This window comes from Nocardioides sp. TRM66260-LWL, assembly GCF_020075545.1.
Classification (GTDB): Bacteria; Actinomycetota; Actinomycetes; order Propionibacteriales; family Nocardioidaceae; genus Nocardioides.
In genome coordinates this window covers 499,655-516,206 of record NZ_JAIQZK010000001.1, presented here as the reverse complement: position 1 = coordinate 516,206, position 16,552 = coordinate 499,655, and the positions used below count along the sequence as shown (strand labels likewise).

The following is a 16,552-nucleotide window of genomic DNA, read 5'->3' as shown; positions in this document are numbered from 1 at the left end:
CCAACTGCGGATCCCGCCCCCGCGCCCTCCCGACGCGGTGCCGGGAGGCTAGCCGCTGGTCGGACGCGGTTCAACGCGTCCGGGGCGGCCGTGACGTCCGCTCACGCAGCCGGGCCCCCACCCGCCCGGAGGCGGCGTGGGGGCCCGGAGAGGCTCGTCGAGCGGGACGGGGCTCAGCCCTCGTCGTCGCCCAGGATGGAGCGGAGCCGCTTCGGCGCCCGGCCGTCGTCGGCCTGGCCGGTCTCGCCGGAGCCGGCCAGCGCCTCGAGCTGCTGGGTGAAGTAGCTCTTCAGGCGGGAGCGGTACTCGCGCTCGAACGAGCGCAGGTTCTCGACCTCGGTGTTGAGCTTGTCGCGCTCGCGCTCGAGGTCGCCGAACATCTGCTGTCGACGCTCGGCGGTCTCGGAGTCGAGCATCTGCGCCCGGGTGTGCGCGTCGGTCTCGAGGCGCTCGGCGCGGCCCTTGGACTCGCTCTCGAGGCGCTCGGCCTTGGTGCGGGCCTCGCCGATGATCGCGTCGGCCTGGTTCTTGGCGTCCTCGACGAGCTCGTCGGCGTTGCGCGTGGCGATCTCGAGCAGGCGGGCCGCGGCGTTGGACGCCTCGGGCACCGTCTCGACGCGGATCGTCTGCACGCCGGTCTCGGAGACCGCCGGGGCGACGGGCGCGGGGGTCGGGACGGGCGCGGGGGTCGGGGCGACCGGCTGGGGCTTCTCGACCACGGGGGCCGAGGCGCCGCTCTGCACGGAGGAGAGCCGTGCGCGCAGGTCGTCGTTCTCCTTCGTGAGGCGGGCCAGCTCGGCCTCCACCTCGTCGAGGAACTGGTCGACCTCACCCATGTCGTAGCCCTCGCGCAGCCGGACCGGCGTAAAGCGCTTGTTGCTCACGTCCTCAGGCGTCAGCGGCATGACCTCACCTATCTATCGCAGGAACTCTCGGTATGGCACGCGGGTCCGCCGCGCAGGCGTGCGCGGGACCGTCGGGGGAACAATAGCCCCATCGCTGGGGCTGGTGTGACCAGCGGGGGTTCATCGGGCGGTCGCGGCCCGTTGGCCTGCCGTCCGCCCCCGACCGGCCCCACCGGATCAGGCGTTGGCCAGCAGGATCCGGTTGTTCAGGTTGAGCAGCACGTAGGTGATGATCAGCACCAGGATGAAGCTGATGTCGAGGGCCAGCCCGCCGATCCGCAGCGGCGGGATGAGCCGGCGCAGCGCCTTGATCGGCGGATCGGTGACCGAGTAGACGGCCTCCAGGAGCACCAGGAGGATGCCCGTCGGCGCCCACGACCGGGCGAAGACCTGGATCCAGTCGACGACGAAGCGCACGAACATGAACACCAGGAAGAGCGTCAGGACGACGTAGATGACGGTGCCCACGATCTCCACGTCGGAGGGTCCTCTCAGCTCTGGTTGAAGAAGTCGCCCTCGGCGATCCGCGCGCGGTCCTCGGCGGTGACCGTGACGTTGGCGGGCGAGAGCAGGAACACCTTGGCGGTGACGCGCTCGATCGTGCCACGCGTCGCAAAGACCAGGCCGGCGGCGAAGTCGACCAGGCGCTTGGCGTCGGCGTCGCTCATCTCGGTGAGGTTCATGATCACCGGGATGCCGTCGCGGAAGTGCTCCCCGATGGTGCGCGCCTCGTTGTAGGTGCTCGGGTTGACCGTGACGATGCGCGGCAGGTCGAGCACCGGGGCGCTCACCGGCGCGACCGGGCTGACGGGACGACGACGCTCGGCGAGGTCGGCCACGACCGGCCGGGCCTCGCGTGCGGGCGCGGGACGGGCCGCGGGCACCGCCTGGGTCTCGTGCAGGTCGTGGGCGCCGTCGGCGTCCCACTCGTCGTACCGGCCGGTGTCCTCGACCAGGCCGAGGTACTCCCCCAGCCTGCGCATCGCGCCACTCATGACCTACCGTCCTCAGCTGCTCGGGCGCCCGGTGGGGGCGCCGATGGATGTGAACCTAACGGACCTCGGGCCTCGGACCGAGGATTGCGGAGCCGACGCGCACGTGTGTCGCGCCGTGGGCGACGGCCTGCTCCAGATCGCCGCTCATGCCGGCCGAGAGCCGCACGGCCCCGGGGTGGTCGGCGAGCAGCCGCTCGTGCACCGCGGCGAGGCGGGCGAAGGCCGCGGCGGGGTCCTCGCCCAGGGGGGCGACGGCCATCAGGCCGCGCAGCCGCAGGCCGTCCTCGGCCGCGACGAGGTCGGCCAGCGCGGGGACGTCGTCGGGGTCGGCGCCGGCGCGCTGGTCGCGTCCGGGCGGGTCGAGGCTCACCTGGACGAGGACGTCGACCTCGGCGCCGCGCTCGCGCGCGCCGCGTCCGAGGGGCGCCACGAGCTTCGCGCGGTCGACGGACTCGACGACGTCGGCGTAGCGGGCGACCGCCGCCGCCTTGTTCGACTGCAGCCCGCCGATGAAGTGCCAGCGCAGGCCGGCCGCCGCGAGGTCGGCCAGCTCGGCGGCCTTGGCCTCGGCCTCCTGGTGCCGGTTCTCCCCCACCTCGCGCACGCCCAGCGCGTGCAGCGCCGCGACGTCGGAGGCCGGGAAGAACTTCGTGACGACGACCAGCCCGACGTCGTCGGGTCGACGCCCCGCTGCCTCGGCCGCCCGCGCGATGCGGCCGCGCACGGCGTCCAGCCGGCTCGCGAGCTCCTCGGCCCGGCTCACGACGGGGCCAGGCGCACGAGGGCCCCGAGCCGACCGGCCTCGGCGCCGTCGCGGCGGTGGGAGTAGAGGTCGGCGCGCTCGCGGGTGCAGCCGAGCACCCGCTCGACCCGGCCGACGCCGGCGGCCGCGAGCTGCGCCGCGACTCCCGCCCCGAGGTCGAGCGCCGGGGTGCCGGCGCGGGTGGTCGAGACGGTCTCGGGATGGAGCGACCCCACCTGCTCGCGCATCTCCCAGGGCACCTCGTAGCAGTGCCCGCAGACGTGGGGGCCGATCCAGGCGGTCAGCGCGGAGGCGGCCCCGAGCCGGCGCGCCGCCTCGACGGCGGCCGGCACGACGCCGGCCACCAGCCCCTCGCGCCCCGCGTGGACGACGCCGACGACGCGGGCGTCGGGATCGGCCAGGACGATCGGGACGCAGTCGGCGACCCGCACCAGCAGGGTGACGCCGGCGCGGGCGGTGACGAGGGCGTCGGCCTCGGGACGCTCGTAGGGGTCCAGCGGGGTCGCGTCGTCGACGACGGCCACGGCGGCGCCGTGCACCTGACGCAGGTCGGCGAGGGCGTCGCCGGGGCCGAAGTCGGCCTGCAGGAGCCGGAGGTTCTCCGCGAGCGCGTCCGGGTCGTCGACCGGCGGGCCGTCGGGCTGCGCCGGACGCGGCAGCGCCAGGTTGAGCTGGTCGAACGGGTAGGCGCTGACGCCGCCGAGCCGGTCGGTGAAGGCCAGCTCGACGGCGCCGAGACGCTCACGGCTCAGGTACATGCGCTCACTTCAGGAAGTCGGGGACGTCGAGCTCGTCGTCGTCGAACTGCACCGGCCGGGGCGCCGGACGCGAGGCGACGGGAGCCGGGCTCGCGGGGGCCGGGGTCGCCGGACGCGGTGCGGCGGGCTGGGCGGCCCGCTCCTCCGCGCGGGTGACCGTGGCGCCGACGGCGGCACGGGTCTCCTCCGGGGTCGCGGTCGGCGCGGGCGCGGCCTTCGGCTCGCGCCGCAGCACGGTGCCCTCGTCGCGACGCTTGGGGGTGCCGCCGTCGAAGCCCGCGGCGATGACGGTGACCCGCACCTCGTCGCCGAGGGCGTCGTCGATGGTGGCGCCGAAGATGATGTTGGCGTCGGGGTGCACGGCCTGGGCGACCAGGGCGGCGGCCTCGTTGATCTCGAAGAGGCCGAGGTCGGAGCCGCCGGCGATGGAGAGCAGCACGCCGTGGGCGCCGTCGATGCTGGCCTCGAGCAGCGGGCTGGAGACCGCCATCTCGGCCGCGGCCACCGAGCGGTCCTCGCCGCGGGCCGAGCCGATGCCCATCAGCGCGGAGCCGGCGTTGGCCATCACGGACTTCACGTCGGCGAAGTCGAGGTTGATCAGGCCCGGCGTGGTGATCAGGTCGGTGATGCCCGAGACGCCCTGCAGCAGCACCTGGTCGGCCTGCTTGAAGGCGTCGAGCACCGAGACGTTGCGGTCGCTGATCGAGAGCAGCCGGTCGTTCGGGATGACGATCAGGGTGTCGACCTCCTCGCGGAGCGCGGCGATGCCCTCCTCGGCGGAGTTCGCGCGGCGGCGACCCTCGAAGGCGAACGGCCGGGTGACGACGCCGATGGTCAGCGCGCCGAGCGAGCGGGCGATGCGGGCCACGACGGGCGCGCCGCCGGTGCCGGTGCCGCCGCCCTCGCCGGCGGTCACGAACACCATGTCGGCGCCCTTGATGACCTCCTCGATCTCGTCGGCGTGGTCCTCGGCCGCCTTGCCGCCGACGTCGGGGTTGGCGCCGGCGCCGAGGCCGCGGGTGAGCTCGCGACCGATGTCGAGCTTGACGTCCGCGTCGCTCATGAGCAGCGCCTGGGCGTCGGTGTTGATGGCGATGAACTCCACGCCCTTCAGCCCGACCTCGATCATCCGGTTGACGGCGTTCACGCCGCCGCCGCCGATGCCGACGACCTTGATGATGGCCAGGTAGTTCTGTGCTGCGCCCATGGCGGCTCGCCTCTCGGTGGGATCTCGGTCTGGAGCGGGGACGGTCTCGACAACCCTGACCCTCAGGTAGAGGGTTATAGTTATGTCAACCTCGTCGTGGGCACGACAGTAGGCAGCGATCGACGTCGGGGCGCGCCGACACGCCGCGACCCGCCGTCGACGTCGCCCTGAACGTCGCCGTCGACGGTGCCCGTCGACGCCCGGGTCGGAGGTCAGCCGCGCGTGCTGGGCCGCGAGGGCACCGAGACGTCGTAGCGCTGCGCCTTCTGTCGCAGCAGCAGGGCGAGCACCTCGGCCTTCTGCTGCGAGCCCGCGCTGCTCCCCCAGACGACGGTGCGACCGTCGCGCAGGTCGAGGGAGATCCGGTCGACGGTGCGCACCGAGACGTGGTCGACCCGGGCGCGGAGGTCCGGCGCCAGCGACGTGACGACCTTCGCCGCCTCCGCCAGCGCGGCGGCGGACGTGCCGGTGGTGCTCTCGATCAGCGGCAGGTCCTTCGGCGGGGAGGAGAACGACCGGAACACCGAGCCGGAGTCGTCGAGGCCGCGCAGCAGGCCGCCGATGCGCACGACGGCGACGACCTGGCGCTCGGTGATCGTGATGCGCACCGTGTGCGGCCACGACCGCGTCACGTCGGCCGACGCGACGCCGGCCAGGGCCTGCACGCGCATGCGGATGCGGCCGAGGTCGACGCGTGCGAGCGGCTCGCCGACCGGCACGCGGGCGGCCTGCGCGACGTCGGCCGCGCTGAGCTGTCCGGCGCCCTCGACGTCGACGGACCTGGCGGTTAGCCACGGCGAGAGCCACACCGCGTACGCGCCGCCGCCGAGCAGCACCACCGCCACGACGAGCGCGAGCACGCGGCGCAGCGTGAGCGCGCGACGCGCCCACTGCCGACGGGCGAACGCGCGCCGGGCGCGGGCGTCGGCGTCGAGCGGGCCGCGTCGCAGGGCCATGCTCAGGCGTCCGCGCCGAGCCGGGCCAGGACCTGCGGACCGAGGGCGGTGACGTCGCCGGCGCCGAGGGTGAGCACGAGGTCGCCGGGTCGCGCCCGCTCGACCAGGGTCGCGACCACGCGGTCGCGGTCGGCCTCGAACACCACCCGGTCGTCCGGCAGCGGCACGGCGTCGGCGACGAGCGCGCCGGTGACGGCGGGGTCGGCGGGCTCGCGGGCCAGGTAGACGTCGAGCACGACCACCTCGTCGGCGGCGCCGAGGGCGGCGCCCATCTCGCCGGCGAAGATCCGCGTGCGCGAGACCAGGTGCGGCTGGAAGGCGACGAGCACGCGCCCCTCCCCCGCGATCGCCCGGGCGGCCTCGAGGTCACCCACGATCTCGGTGGGGTGGTGGGCGTAGGAGTCGTAGACGCGCACGCCGGCGGCCTCGCCCTTGCGCTCCATCCGCCGCTTGGTGCCGGTGTAGGCGGCCAGGCCGCGCCGCAGCGCGTCGCGGTCGTGGCCGAGCTCCAGGCCCGTGGCGAGGGCGGCGAGCGCGTCGGCGCGGTAGTGCTCGCCCGGCGACCACAGGCGGACGCCGTCGAGCGCCGCCGGGCCGAGGTCGACGCCGTCGTCGCTGCGGGCCGAGACCCGCAGCACGCGTCCGCCGGCGGCCTCGTGGCGCGTCCCGAGGGCCGCCGCGCCGGGGTCGTCGGCCACCACGACGAGGAAGCCGTCGGGGTCGAGGGTGGCGACGAAGTCGTCGAAGGCCGCGGCGTACGCCTCGGGGGTGCCCCAGGTGTCGAGGTGGTCGGCGTCGACGTTGGTGACGATCGCCGCGTGCGGGCGGTAGTGGAGGAACGCGCCGTCGCTCTCGTCGGCCTCGGCCACGAAGAGCGGTCCGCTGCCGTCGGCGGCGTTGACGCCCGTGGCGGCGAGATCGCCGCCGATGGCGTAGGCCGGGTCGGCGCCGGCCTCCTGCAGGGCGACGGTGAGCAGGGAGGTGGTGGTGGTCTTGCCGTGCGTGCCGGCCACCGCGACGACGGTGCGGCCGAGCATCACCGAGACCAGCGCGGTGGAGCGCGGCCAGATCCGCAGGCCGCGACGCACGGCCTCCCGGTACTCGGGGTTGTCCTCGTGCACCGCGGTGGAGACGACGACGACGTCGCCGTCGCGCAGGTGGTCGAGGTGCCGCGCGTCGTGACCGTGGTGGGCGGTGGCGCCCAGGGCGCGCAGCGCGGCCAGCGTGGGCGAGTCGACGCCGTCGCTGCCGCTGACCTCGACGCCGCGGGCCAGCATGAGCCGGGCGATGCCGGACAGGCCGGCGCCGCCGAGGCCGATCAGGTGGACGCGCCGGAGCTCGCCTGCGGGCACGCGCTCCTCGGGGACGGGCAGCCTCATGCGCCGGCCACCTCGAGCACCAGGCGCGCGAGCCGCTCGTCGGCGTCGCGCGGGATGAGGGCGGAGGCGGCCGCGCCCATCGCCGCGAGCCGCGCGGGGTCGGTGAGCAGCGCCGGGACGTGCTCGCGCACCCACGCGGTGGTGAGGTCGGCGTCGGCGACGAGGAGCGCGCCGCCGGCCGCGACGACCGGCTCGGCGTTGCGGGCCTGCTCCCCGTTGCCGACCGGCAGCGGGACGAGGACGGCCGGCAGTCCGACCGCCGCGGCCTCGGTGACGCTGTTCGCGCCGGAGCGGCACAGGGTGAGGTCGGCGGCCGCGTAGGCGAGGTCCATCCGGTCGACGTAGTCGAGCACCCGGTACGGCGCCGCGCCCTCGACCGGGACGGGCGGCTCCGCCCCGCCGTGCCTGCCCTGCACGTGCAGCACCTGGACGCCCGCCGCCGCGAGCTCGGGCGCGGCGGCCGAGACCTGCTGGTTGAGCCGGCGCGCGCCCTGGGAGCCGCCGGTGACGAGCAGCGTCGGCCGGTCGGCGTCGAGGCCGAAGAACGCGCGGGCCTCGGCCCGTGCACCCGGCCGGTCGAGGCCGGAGATCATCGTCCGGATCGGCAGGCCGACGTGCTCGGCGCGGGGCAGCGGCGTGCCGGGGAAGCTCACCGCGACCCGGCGCGCGAGACGGGCGCCGAGGCGGTTGGCGATGCCCGGCAGGGCGTTCTGCTCGTGCACGACCACCGGCAGGCCGCGACGGCGCGCGGCGAGGTAGGCCGGCACCGACACGTACCCGCCGTAGCCGACGACGACGTCGGGCTGCACGCGGTCGAGCACCTCGGCCGCGGCGCGGACCGCGCCGCGCAGGCGGCCCGGCACGCGCAGCAGGTCGGCGCCGGGGCGGCGCGGCAGCGGCACCGGCGGGACGAGCTCGAGGGCGTAGCCCGCGGCCGGGACGACCGTGGTCTCCAGGCCGCGCGGCGTGCCGAGGCAGGTGATCGCGACGTCGGGTCGGAGCCGGCGCAGGGCGTCGGCGGTGGCGATCAGGGGCGAGGTGTGGCCGGCGGTTCCACCGCCGGCGAGCAGGACGCGCATCGGTCGTACAACCTAGCCGGGCGCGCCGGCCTCAGCGTCGACGCCCCGGGGCGGCGAGCCCCGTGCTGCGGCGACGCCGCTGGGCCAGGGCGCGGGCGGCCTCGGGCTCGCGTCGGGCGAAGCCGATCACCAGCCCCAGCCCGACGAGGGTGGGCACGAGGGCCGAGCCGCCGTAGGAGACCAGCGGGAGCGGGATGCCGATGACCGGCAGCAGCGCCAGCACCATGCCGATGTTGATCACCATCTGGCCGAGGATCCACACCACGACGCCGAAGGTGACGTAGCGGACGAAGACGTCCTGCGTCTGCCGGGCGACCCGCAGCGCGGCGTAGGCGAGGGTGAGGAACAGCCCGATCACCAGCAGGGTCCCGACCAGGCCGAGCTCCTCGCCGAGCACCGCGAAGATGAAGTCGGTGTGCGCCTCCGGCAGCTGGCCCCACTTCTGGCGCGAGGCGCCGATGCCCTCGCCGAACCAGCCGCCGGTGGCCAGCGCGAAGAGGCCGTGCGCCGGCTGCCAGCCCGACTGGTGGAAGTCGTTCATGGGGTCGGTGAAGTTCATCAGCCGGGTGACGCGCTCCGGGCTGGTGCCCGCGAGCGCGAAGGCGGCCACGCTGACGCCGATGAGCGCGAAGCCGAAGAGCCGCGCGGGCGCGCCGACGACCCAGAGCAGGCCGACGAGGATCGCGAAGAAGACCAGCGCGGTGCCGAGGTCGTGGCCGGCGAGCACCGGCAGCGTCAGCAGCAGGATGCCGGGCACGACGGGCATGACGAAGTGGTGCAGGCCGCCGTCGAGCCGGCGCTGCTTGTTGGCGTAGACGTGGGCGGCCCAGAGCACCATGGCCAGCTTCGCGATCTCGGCTGGCTGGATCTGCACCGGCCCGACGGCGAGCCAGTTCTGGTTGCCGTTGATCCGCACGCCGACGAAGACGGTCGCGACGAGCAGCAGGAGCGAGACGACGTAGGCCAGCGGGGCCACGGCGCGCACCGCGCGCTGCGGCATCCGGGAGGCGATCCACGCGCAGGGCAGGCCGATCGACACCCACATCAGCTGGCGCAGGACCACGGCGTAGGAGTCGCCGTCGTTCTGCTCGTAGGAGTACACGCTCGACGCGCTCATCACCATGATCAGGCCGAGCAGGAGGAGCAGGCCGGACGCGCCCAGCAGCAGGTAGTAGGCGGTCAGCGGCCGGTCGAGGGCGTCCTGCAGCGACTCCACCGCGCTGCGGACGGTGCCGCGACGGGCGGGCGGCGCGAGGTACTGGGTGTCCTCGGGATTCGCGGTGGACAACGCCCGACCTCCTCCGCGGCGCCGGGCCGCGCTGTCACGAGGCTCCGAGGAGCCGTCCCATCAGTCCCACCAGTCTCACGGGTCCCGGGAGTGTTGCGCGGCACATCCGCCGCGTGTCGCCGGGCCGGGCGGCGCCGGACGCCGAACGCCCCCGGCCGCGGTCAGCGGGCGGCGGCGCGCAGGCCGTCGCGCACGGCCGCCTGCGGGACGCCGCGGGCGCGGGCGAGGGCGGCGGCGACCAGCGCGTCGGCCACCTGCTCGGGCTCGACGTCCGCGGGACCGACGTCGGCCAGCGCCCCGAGCTCCGCGGCGGAGGTGGCCCGCTCGGCGATGAACGCGCGGTCGACGAGGAGGTCCTCCACCAGGCCGAGCATGCCGACGGTCGGCGTGCCGAGCGTCACGCCGATCGCCCGCGCGCCCTCGACCACGTCGGCGTCGCGCACCAGCACCTCGGCACCGGGGTCGTCGACGCGGTAGACGCAGGCCTCCTGGACGAGCCCGTAGGCCCGGCCGAGCCGGCGGTCCTCCCCCGGCGCGACCACGGCGGCGGCGAGCGGCGACATCGCCCCGGCGTCGCGCAGCTGGGCCGCGCTCAGGCCCACGACCAGGGCGTCGTAGGGCACGGGGTCCATGACCGCCTCGACGAGCGGCAGGCCCTCCTCGCCCGCGACGACCGTCCGCAGGCCCTCGGCCCGGAGGATCGCCTCGGCCGCGTGGAGCACCCCGCGGATCGGCCGGCCGCCGGCGACCACCAGCCACGGCGCCGGGGCGTCGGGGTCGCGCAGGCGCCACGCCAGCCCCACCTCGCCCCAGACCGGCAGGGCGCGCCGGTGCGCCTGCGCCGGCAGCGGCGCGTCGGCCGCGACGTCCGGCGAGACGACGACGACGTCGACGTCGCGCAGGTCGTCCTCGACCCGCGCGGTGGTGGCGCCGGGCTCGAGCCGCAGCCGCGCGCCCAGCACCTCGAGCAGCTCGGCCTGCTCCTCGCGTCCGCGCGCGGTCTCGTCGACCACCGCGACCTGCGCGCCGAGGTGCAGGAGGTTGTCGGCGGCCGCGAAGCCCGCGGCGTCGAAGCCGACGACCAGCGCCCGCACCGACGACCAGTCGTCGGCGCGGCCGAGCGCCTCGGGGTCGACCGGCGCGCTCACGTGCCCGCGACCCACTCGGCGTAAAAGACGCCGAGGCCGCCGGCCACGCACAGGCCCGCGATGATCCAGAAGCGGATGACCACCGTGACCTGCTCCCAGCCGAGCATCTCGAAGTGGTGGTGGATGGGCGCCATCCGGAAGATCCGTCGGCCATTGCTGAGCCGGAAGAAGGACACCTGGAGCATCACCGAGACGGTCTCGAGCACGAAGAGGCCGCCGAGCAGCACCAGCAGCAGCTCGGTGCGGGTGAGGATCGCCAGGCCCGCCAGGGCCGAGCCGAGCGCCAGCGAGCCGGTGTCGCCCATGAAGATCTGAGCCGGCGAGGCGTTCCACCACAGGAAGCCGAAGCAGGCGCCGGTGATCGAGGCGGCCACGATCGCGAGGTCGAGCGGATCGCGCACGTCGTAGCACTTGCCGTAGGTGATGTCGGCCTGGCCGCACCACTGGTTGTTCTGCCAGATGTTGACGAACGTGTAGGCGCCGAACACCGCCATGCTCGAGCCGGCGGCCAGGCCGTCGAGGCCGTCGGTGAGGTTGACCGCGTTGGAGGTCGCGGTGACGGTGAGCCAGATCAGGGCCATCACCAGCACCGTCGGCAGCGTCAGCCACGCGATGTCGCGGGTGAAGCTGATCGCGTGCGAGGCCGGCGTCTGCCCGCGGTCGTCCTCGAGCATCGGGCTCAGCGCCAGGCCGCCGAAGACCAGCGCGATGAGCGTCTGGCCGATGAACTTGGCCTTGCTGCGCAGGCCCAGGCTGCGCTGCTTGTAGATCTTGATGAAGTCGTCGATGAAGCCCACCAGGCCCATGCCGACGAACAGGAAGAGCAGCAGCAGCGCCGACGCGCTGGGCATCTCGCCGGTGATCAGCTTGGCCAGCAGGTAGCCGAGCACGGCGGCGGCGATGATCGCGACGCCGCCCATCGTCGGGGTGCCGCGCTTGGTGTGGTGGCTGGTCGGGCCGTCGTCTCGGATCTCCTGGCCGTAGCCCATGCGCGTGAACTGCGTGATCGCCACACGGGTGCCCAGGAGGGAGAGGAGCAGCGCGAAGCCGCCGCCCAGGAGGATCGCTCTCATCGGCGGGGATTCTCCCCCACGCGCTCGGCGGCCAGTCGCGCGGCCTCCTCGGCCACGACCACGCGGTCGTCGAAGGGCGTGACGACGCCGTGCGCCTCCTGGCCCGTCTCGTGCCCCTTGCCCGCCACCACGACGACGTCGCCGGGCGACGCGAGCGAGAGCGCCAGGGCGATGGCCGCGCGGCGATCGCCGACGTCGTGGATCTCGGCGCGCTCGGCGTCGGGCACCCCCGCGGCGCCGGCGGCGACCGCCGCGCGGATCGCGGCGGGGTCCTCGGTGCGGGGGTTGTCGTCGGTGACGACGAGGACGTCGGCCAGGCGCGCGGCGAGCTCGCCCATGAGCGATCGCTTGCCCGGGTCGCGGTCGCCGCCGGCGCCGAGGACGACGAGGAGGCGGCCACGGGTCAGCGGGCGCAGCGTCGTGAGGGCCGCCTCGACGGCGTCCGGCTTGTGGGCGTAGTCGACGACGACCGTCAGGTCGAGGTCGGTGGCCACCCGCTCGAGGCGACCGGGGACGCCGGGGCCCTCCGCGATGCCGCGGGCGACGGCGGCGACGTCCAACCCGGCCTCGCCGCAGGCGGCCAGCGCCGCGAGCGTGTTGGCCACGTTGTAGCGGCCCGCGAGCGGGCACCGGGCCTCGACGACCAGGCCGTCGGGCCCGCGCAGGGTGAACGTGGAGCCGCCGGGTCCGGACACGACGTCGGTCGCGCGCCAGTCGGCGTCGCGGTCGATCGCCATGGTGCGCACGCTCAGGCCGCCGGCGCGGGCCTGCTCGACCAGCCGCCGGCCGTGCTCGTCGTCGACGTCCACCAGCCCGAGCCGCGCCCGCTCGGGGGTGAACAGCGAGGCCTTGGCCTGGAAGTAGTCCTCCAGCGTCGGGTGGAAGTCGAGGTGGTCGCGCCCCAGGTTCAGGAAGACCGCGACGTCGAAGACCGTGCCGTCGACGCGTCCGAGCACCAGCGCGTGACTCGAGACCTCCATCGCGCAGACCTCGACCTCGCGCTCGCGCATGACGGCGAAGAGGCCCTGCAGGTCCGGCGCCTCGGGCGTGGTGAGGCTCGTGGCGACGTCGCGCCCCGCGATGCGGGTGCCGACCGTGCCGACGACCGCGGCCACGACGCCCGCCTGGTGCAGGCCGCCCTCGGCGAGCCGCGTCGTGGTGGTCTTGCCCTGCGTGCCGGTGACGCCGATGAGCGTCAGCGCCTCGCCCGGGTCGCCGTACAGACGGGCCGCGAGCCGGCCGAGCACCGCGCGCGGCGTCGGGTGCACGAGCACCGGCACGGACGTCTCGCCGAGCAGGTCGGCGCCCGCGGGATCGGTGAGCACCGCGACGGCCCCGGCGTCGATCGCGTCGGCGGCGAACTCCGCCCCGTGCCGGCGGGCTCCGGGCAGCGCGGCGTAGAGGTCGCCGGCCTGCACCCGCTGCGAGCCGAGGCTGACGCCGGTGACGACGACCTCGTCATCGGCGACGTCACCGGCGCCGTCGAACGGCAGGTCGAGCCAGGCGGCGACCTGCGCGAGCAGGGTGCGCAGGGGCCTGGCCGGGCGCAGGTCGCTCACCACGTGACGGGCAGGGAGGACGGCGCGGTGCCGGTGGGCGGCACGGCGTACCGGCGCAGGGCGTAGCTCATGATCTCGGAGAATGCCGGGCCGGCGACCGATCCGCCACCTCCGCCGTTGCGCGGGTTCTGCACCACGACGTAGACGGTGAAGCGCGGGTCGTCGGCCGGGGCGAAGCCGGCGAAGGAGACGGTGAAGGTGCCGTCGTAGCAGCCGCAGTCGGGGTTCGCGCGCTGTGCGGTGCCGGTCTTGCCGGCGACCCGGTAGCCCGGCACCCGCGCGCCGGGGGCGACGCCGGCGTCCGGGTCGACGACCCGCTCCATCATGAGCGTGGTCTGCCGCGCCGCTCCCGCGCTGACGACCCGGCGGGTGGTCGCGTCGTCGGAGCCGACGGTGCGGCCGTCCGCGGTGGTCGCGTGGCCGAGCACCAGGCTCGGGTCGACCCGCACGCCGCGGTTGGCGATGGTGTTGACCGCGGCGGCCATCTGCACGGCGTTGACCGACACCGACTGGCCGAACGCGATGCGGTCCTGCACCTGCGGGGTCCACTGCGCGCCCGACGGCAGGATGCCCGGCGCCTCGCCCTGCACGCCGACGCCGGTGGCCCGGCCGAGCCCGAAGCGCTCGAGGTACCCGCGCAGCTGTCCCGCGTCGAACCGGTCGGCGGCCAGCACGGTGCCGATGTTGGACGACTTCGCGAGCACGCCGGCCAGCGTGAGGCGCAGCGTGTCGTGCGGGAACCAGTCGTGGATGACGCGGTCCTGGCGGGCCAGCGAGCCCGGGACGGTGAGCCGGGTGCGGTCGGTGACCTTGCCGGCGTCGATGAGGGAGGAGAGCGTCAGCACCTTCTCCACCGAGCCCGGCTCGTAGACGTCGCGCAGCGAGCGGGCGCCGCGATCGGCCTTCGGCGAGGCGGCCGGGTCGTTCGCGTCGTAGCTGGGGTAGTCGGCCAGCGACAGCACCTGGCCGGTGCGGCTGTCGAGGACGACGGCGACGCCGGAGTCGCCCCGCGCCTGCTCGACGGTCGTGCGCAGCACCCGCTGGACGTACCACTGCAGGTCGCGGTCGATCGTGGTGGTGAGGTCCGCGCCGTTCCTCGCCGGGACGACCGTGCTCTGGCCCAGCGGGATGCGGTTGCCGTTGGCGCGGCTGTCGACGCTGTAGGTGGCCGAGCCGTCGCGGCCGGCGAGCACGGAGTCGAACATCGCCTCGAAGCCGGCGAGGGGCCGGGCGACGCCGTCCTGGTCGGGCAGGCCGAGGAAGCCGACGAGGTTCGCCGCGACGTCCTTGGACGGGTAGACGCGGATCGGGTCGCGCTCGGTGGAGAGCCCGTCGAAGCCGCGCGCCTTCGCCTGGGCGACGACCCGGGTCGCGAGGTCGGCCGGCACCTGACGCGCCAGGTACTGGAACTGGGTGTCGGTGGCCCGCAGCCGCTGCAGCAGGGTGAAGTAGTCCAGGTGCAGGCGGGTGGCCAGCAGCTTGGCGAGCTCGGGGGCGCGGTCGACCGGACGGTCCTCGCCGTCGACGTTCACCAGCTGCGGGTCGGCGATGATCATCAGCCCGGCCGACGACTCCGCGAGCGCGTCGCCGTTGCGGTCGAGGATGCGGCCGCGCTCGGCGGGCAGGACGACGTCGACGGTGCCCTCCTGCGCGGCACGCTGCGCGTAGGCCCCGGGGTCGACGGCCTGCAGCTGCACCAGCCGGGCGCCGTAGACCGAGAGGACCAGCGCGATGACCAGGAACCCCAGGCGCAGGCGGAAGCGGGGCGCGCCGGGACCGAGCCGGTCCGTCCCGCCGCCGGGCCGGCTCACCGGCCCGAGCCCGTCCGACGCTGGGCGCCGCGGGAGGCCTCTCGCGGCAGCACGCCCTCCGGCGGCGGCACGACGACGACCCGCCGCTGCGGCACCAGCGCCGAGGGCAGCGTCGGCGGCGCGGGCTCGAGCTGCACCTTATCCCGCGTGGTCGCCGCGGAGCGGTCGCCCACGACCCGGCCCGAGCCGAGCTCGAGGAAGAGCGGCGCCGCGGGGATCGTCAGGCCCATCGCCTGCGCGCGGCGCGCGATCGTCTGGGGGTCCTGCAGGCGCTGCAGGTCCATCTGGAGGCTCTCCTGCTGCGCGTCGAGGTAGGTGGCCTGGTCCTGCAGTCGGCTGATCGTGAACGACGTCTGCTGCATCGAGGTGTTGAAGAACAGCAGGCCGACGACGCCGCCGAGCAGCAGCACCGTCACCAGGCTCACGAAGGGCACGCGCGTGGCGCGCCGCGTGCGCGGGACGACCCGCAGCCGCGCCCGCTCGACGGCCGTCTCGGCCACCCGCGGCAGGGCACGGGCCAGGCCCGCCGTCGTCATCCGGTCACTCATCGCCCTGCTCCCTCGACTCCACTGCCTCGACTCCCCCTGCTGCTCCCACCGCGACCCCCTCCCGGGCCGGCGCGTCGGCCGCGACGCGGCGGCTCGGGCACCGCGCCGTCGTGCGCGCGCTCGACGGCCCGCAGCCGCACCGAGGCGGCACGCGGGTTCTCGGCGATCTCCGCCTCGTCGGCCTGCTCGGAGCCCCGCGTCACGGCGCGGAAGGGCGGCTCGGAGCCGGCCGGCACGAACGGCAGGTCGGGGGGCACGTCGAGCCGGGTCGCGGCGGCGAACGCCTGCTTGACCAGGCGGTCCTCGAGCGACTGGTAGGCCTCGACCACGACCCGGCCCCCGACGGCGACGGCCGCGAGCGCCGCGGGGAGGGCGCGCTCGAGCACGGCCAGCTCGTCGTTGACGGCGATCCGCAGCGCCTGGAAGGTGCGCTTGGCCGGGTGGCCGCCGGTGCGGCGGGCCGGCGCCGGGATGCTCGCGTAGAGCAGCTCGACGAGGCGTCCGCTGGTGGTGAACGGCTCGCGCTGCCGCTCGCGGTCGATCGCCTCGGCGATGCGGCTCGCGAAGCGCTCCTCGCCGTAGTCGCGCAGGATGCGGACCAGCTCGGCGACCGGGGCCTCGTTGAGCAGGTCGGCCGCGGTGCGGCCGCGGGTGCCGTCCATCCGCATGTCGAGCGGGGCGTCGGCGGCGTAGGCGAAGCCGCGCTCGCGCAGGTCGAGCTGCATCGAGGAGACGCCGAGGTCGAAGAGCACCGCCGCGGCGCCGCCGACGGGGGCCAGCCCCTGGCCGGCGAGCACGTCGGGGATCTCGTCGTAGACGGCGTGGACGGCGGTGAACCGCTCGCCGAAGCGGGCCAGCCGCTCGCCGGCGCGGCGCAGCGCCTCGGGGTCGCGGTCGACGCCCAGCACCCGGGCGTGCGGGCACCGCTCCAGGACCGCCTCGCTGTGGCCGCCGAGGCCGAGCGTGCAGTCGATCAGCACCGGCGCGTCCCCGCGGTCGTCGCTCCCGGGCGTCAGCGCGGGCGCCAGGAGGGCGACGACCCGGTCGAGGAGCACCGGGACGTGGAGCGGGGAGGCCATCGGA

General features: G+C 75.3%; 16 protein-coding genes. All 16 read right to left on the bottom strand.

Annotated features, from left to right (window positions below):
• Window positions 1–173 precede the first annotated feature (173 nt).
• A complete protein-coding gene (locus K8Z61_RS02500; protein ID WP_224126483.1) occupies window positions 174–905 on the bottom strand; it encodes a DivIVA domain-containing protein in 732 nt (243 codons plus the stop codon).
• Between the two features lie 177 nt (window positions 906–1,082).
• Window positions 1,083–1,382 (bottom strand): YggT family protein, encoded by a 300-nt coding sequence (locus K8Z61_RS02495; protein WP_224126482.1) that lies wholly within the window; start codon window positions 1,380–1,382, stop codon window positions 1,083–1,085.
• 14 nt (window positions 1,383–1,396) lie between these two features.
• Window positions 1,397–1,900 carry a cell division protein SepF gene (locus K8Z61_RS02490; RefSeq protein ID WP_224126481.1) on the bottom strand — a complete coding sequence of 168 codons (504 nt, stop codon included), beginning with the start codon at window positions 1,898–1,900 and terminating at the stop codon, window positions 1,397–1,399.
• 55 nt (window positions 1,901–1,955) lie between these two features.
• Window positions 1,956–2,663: a YggS family pyridoxal phosphate-dependent enzyme gene (locus K8Z61_RS02485; protein ID WP_224126480.1), complete on the bottom strand. Its 708-nt coding sequence runs from the start codon at window positions 2,661–2,663 to the stop codon at window positions 1,956–1,958.
• On the bottom strand, window positions 2,660–3,421 hold the full coding sequence (locus K8Z61_RS02480) for a polyphenol oxidase family protein (RefSeq protein ID WP_224126479.1): 762 nt from the start codon (window positions 3,419–3,421) through the stop codon (window positions 2,660–2,662). The genes K8Z61_RS02485 and K8Z61_RS02480 overlap by 4 nt, the downstream gene beginning before the upstream one ends.
• A 4-nt stretch (window positions 3,422–3,425) precedes the next feature.
• Window positions 3,426–4,628: a cell division protein FtsZ gene (ftsZ, locus tag K8Z61_RS02475; RefSeq protein WP_224126478.1), complete on the bottom strand. Its 1,203-nt coding sequence runs from the start codon at window positions 4,626–4,628 to the stop codon at window positions 3,426–3,428.
• A gap of 212 nt (window positions 4,629–4,840) precedes the next feature.
• Window positions 4,841–5,584 carry a cell division protein FtsQ/DivIB gene (locus K8Z61_RS02470; protein WP_224126477.1) on the bottom strand — a complete coding sequence of 248 codons (744 nt, stop codon included), beginning with the start codon at window positions 5,582–5,584 and terminating at the stop codon, window positions 4,841–4,843.
• 2 nt (window positions 5,585–5,586) lie between these two features.
• On the bottom strand, window positions 5,587–6,963 hold the full coding sequence (gene murC / locus K8Z61_RS02465) for a UDP-N-acetylmuramate--L-alanine ligase (protein ID WP_224126476.1): 1,377 nt from the start codon (window positions 6,961–6,963) through the stop codon (window positions 5,587–5,589).
• Window positions 6,960–8,042 (bottom strand): undecaprenyldiphospho-muramoylpentapeptide beta-N-acetylglucosaminyltransferase, encoded by a 1,083-nt coding sequence (gene murG, locus K8Z61_RS02460; protein ID WP_224126475.1) that lies wholly within the window; start codon window positions 8,040–8,042, stop codon window positions 6,960–6,962. Before murG ends, murC begins: the two co-directional genes overlap by 4 nt.
• Before the next feature lie 31 nt (window positions 8,043–8,073).
• Window positions 8,074–9,330, bottom strand: a complete 1,257-nt coding sequence (gene ftsW, locus K8Z61_RS02455; RefSeq protein WP_224126474.1) for a putative lipid II flippase FtsW — start codon at window positions 9,328–9,330, stop codon at window positions 8,074–8,076.
• 161 nt (window positions 9,331–9,491) lie between these two features.
• Window positions 9,492–10,478, bottom strand: coding sequence for a hypothetical protein (locus K8Z61_RS02450; RefSeq protein ID WP_224126473.1), 987 nt, complete (start codon window positions 10,476–10,478; stop codon window positions 9,492–9,494).
• Window positions 10,475–11,551, bottom strand: coding sequence for a phospho-N-acetylmuramoyl-pentapeptide-transferase (gene mraY / locus K8Z61_RS02445; RefSeq protein WP_224126472.1), 1,077 nt, complete (start codon window positions 11,549–11,551; stop codon window positions 10,475–10,477). Before mraY ends, K8Z61_RS02450 begins: the two co-directional genes overlap by 4 nt.
• Window positions 11,548–13,113: a UDP-N-acetylmuramoyl-L-alanyl-D-glutamate--2,6-diaminopimelate ligase gene (locus K8Z61_RS02440; protein ID WP_308116734.1), complete on the bottom strand. Its 1,566-nt coding sequence runs from the start codon at window positions 13,111–13,113 to the stop codon at window positions 11,548–11,550. The genes mraY and K8Z61_RS02440 overlap by 4 nt, the downstream gene beginning before the upstream one ends.
• Window positions 13,107–14,921 (bottom strand): penicillin-binding protein 2, encoded by a 1,815-nt coding sequence (locus K8Z61_RS02435; protein ID WP_224126471.1) that lies wholly within the window; start codon window positions 14,919–14,921, stop codon window positions 13,107–13,109. Before K8Z61_RS02435 ends, K8Z61_RS02440 begins: the two co-directional genes overlap by 7 nt.
• On the bottom strand, window positions 14,918–15,469 hold the full coding sequence (locus K8Z61_RS02430; protein WP_224126470.1) for a hypothetical protein: 552 nt from the start codon (window positions 15,467–15,469) through the stop codon (window positions 14,918–14,920). Before K8Z61_RS02430 ends, K8Z61_RS02435 begins: the two co-directional genes overlap by 4 nt.
• Window positions 15,466–16,548, bottom strand: coding sequence for a 16S rRNA (cytosine(1402)-N(4))-methyltransferase RsmH (gene rsmH / locus K8Z61_RS02425; RefSeq protein ID WP_224126469.1), 1,083 nt, complete (start codon window positions 16,546–16,548; stop codon window positions 15,466–15,468). Before rsmH ends, K8Z61_RS02430 begins: the two co-directional genes overlap by 4 nt.
• Between the last annotated feature and the right edge of the window lie 4 nt (window positions 16,549–16,552).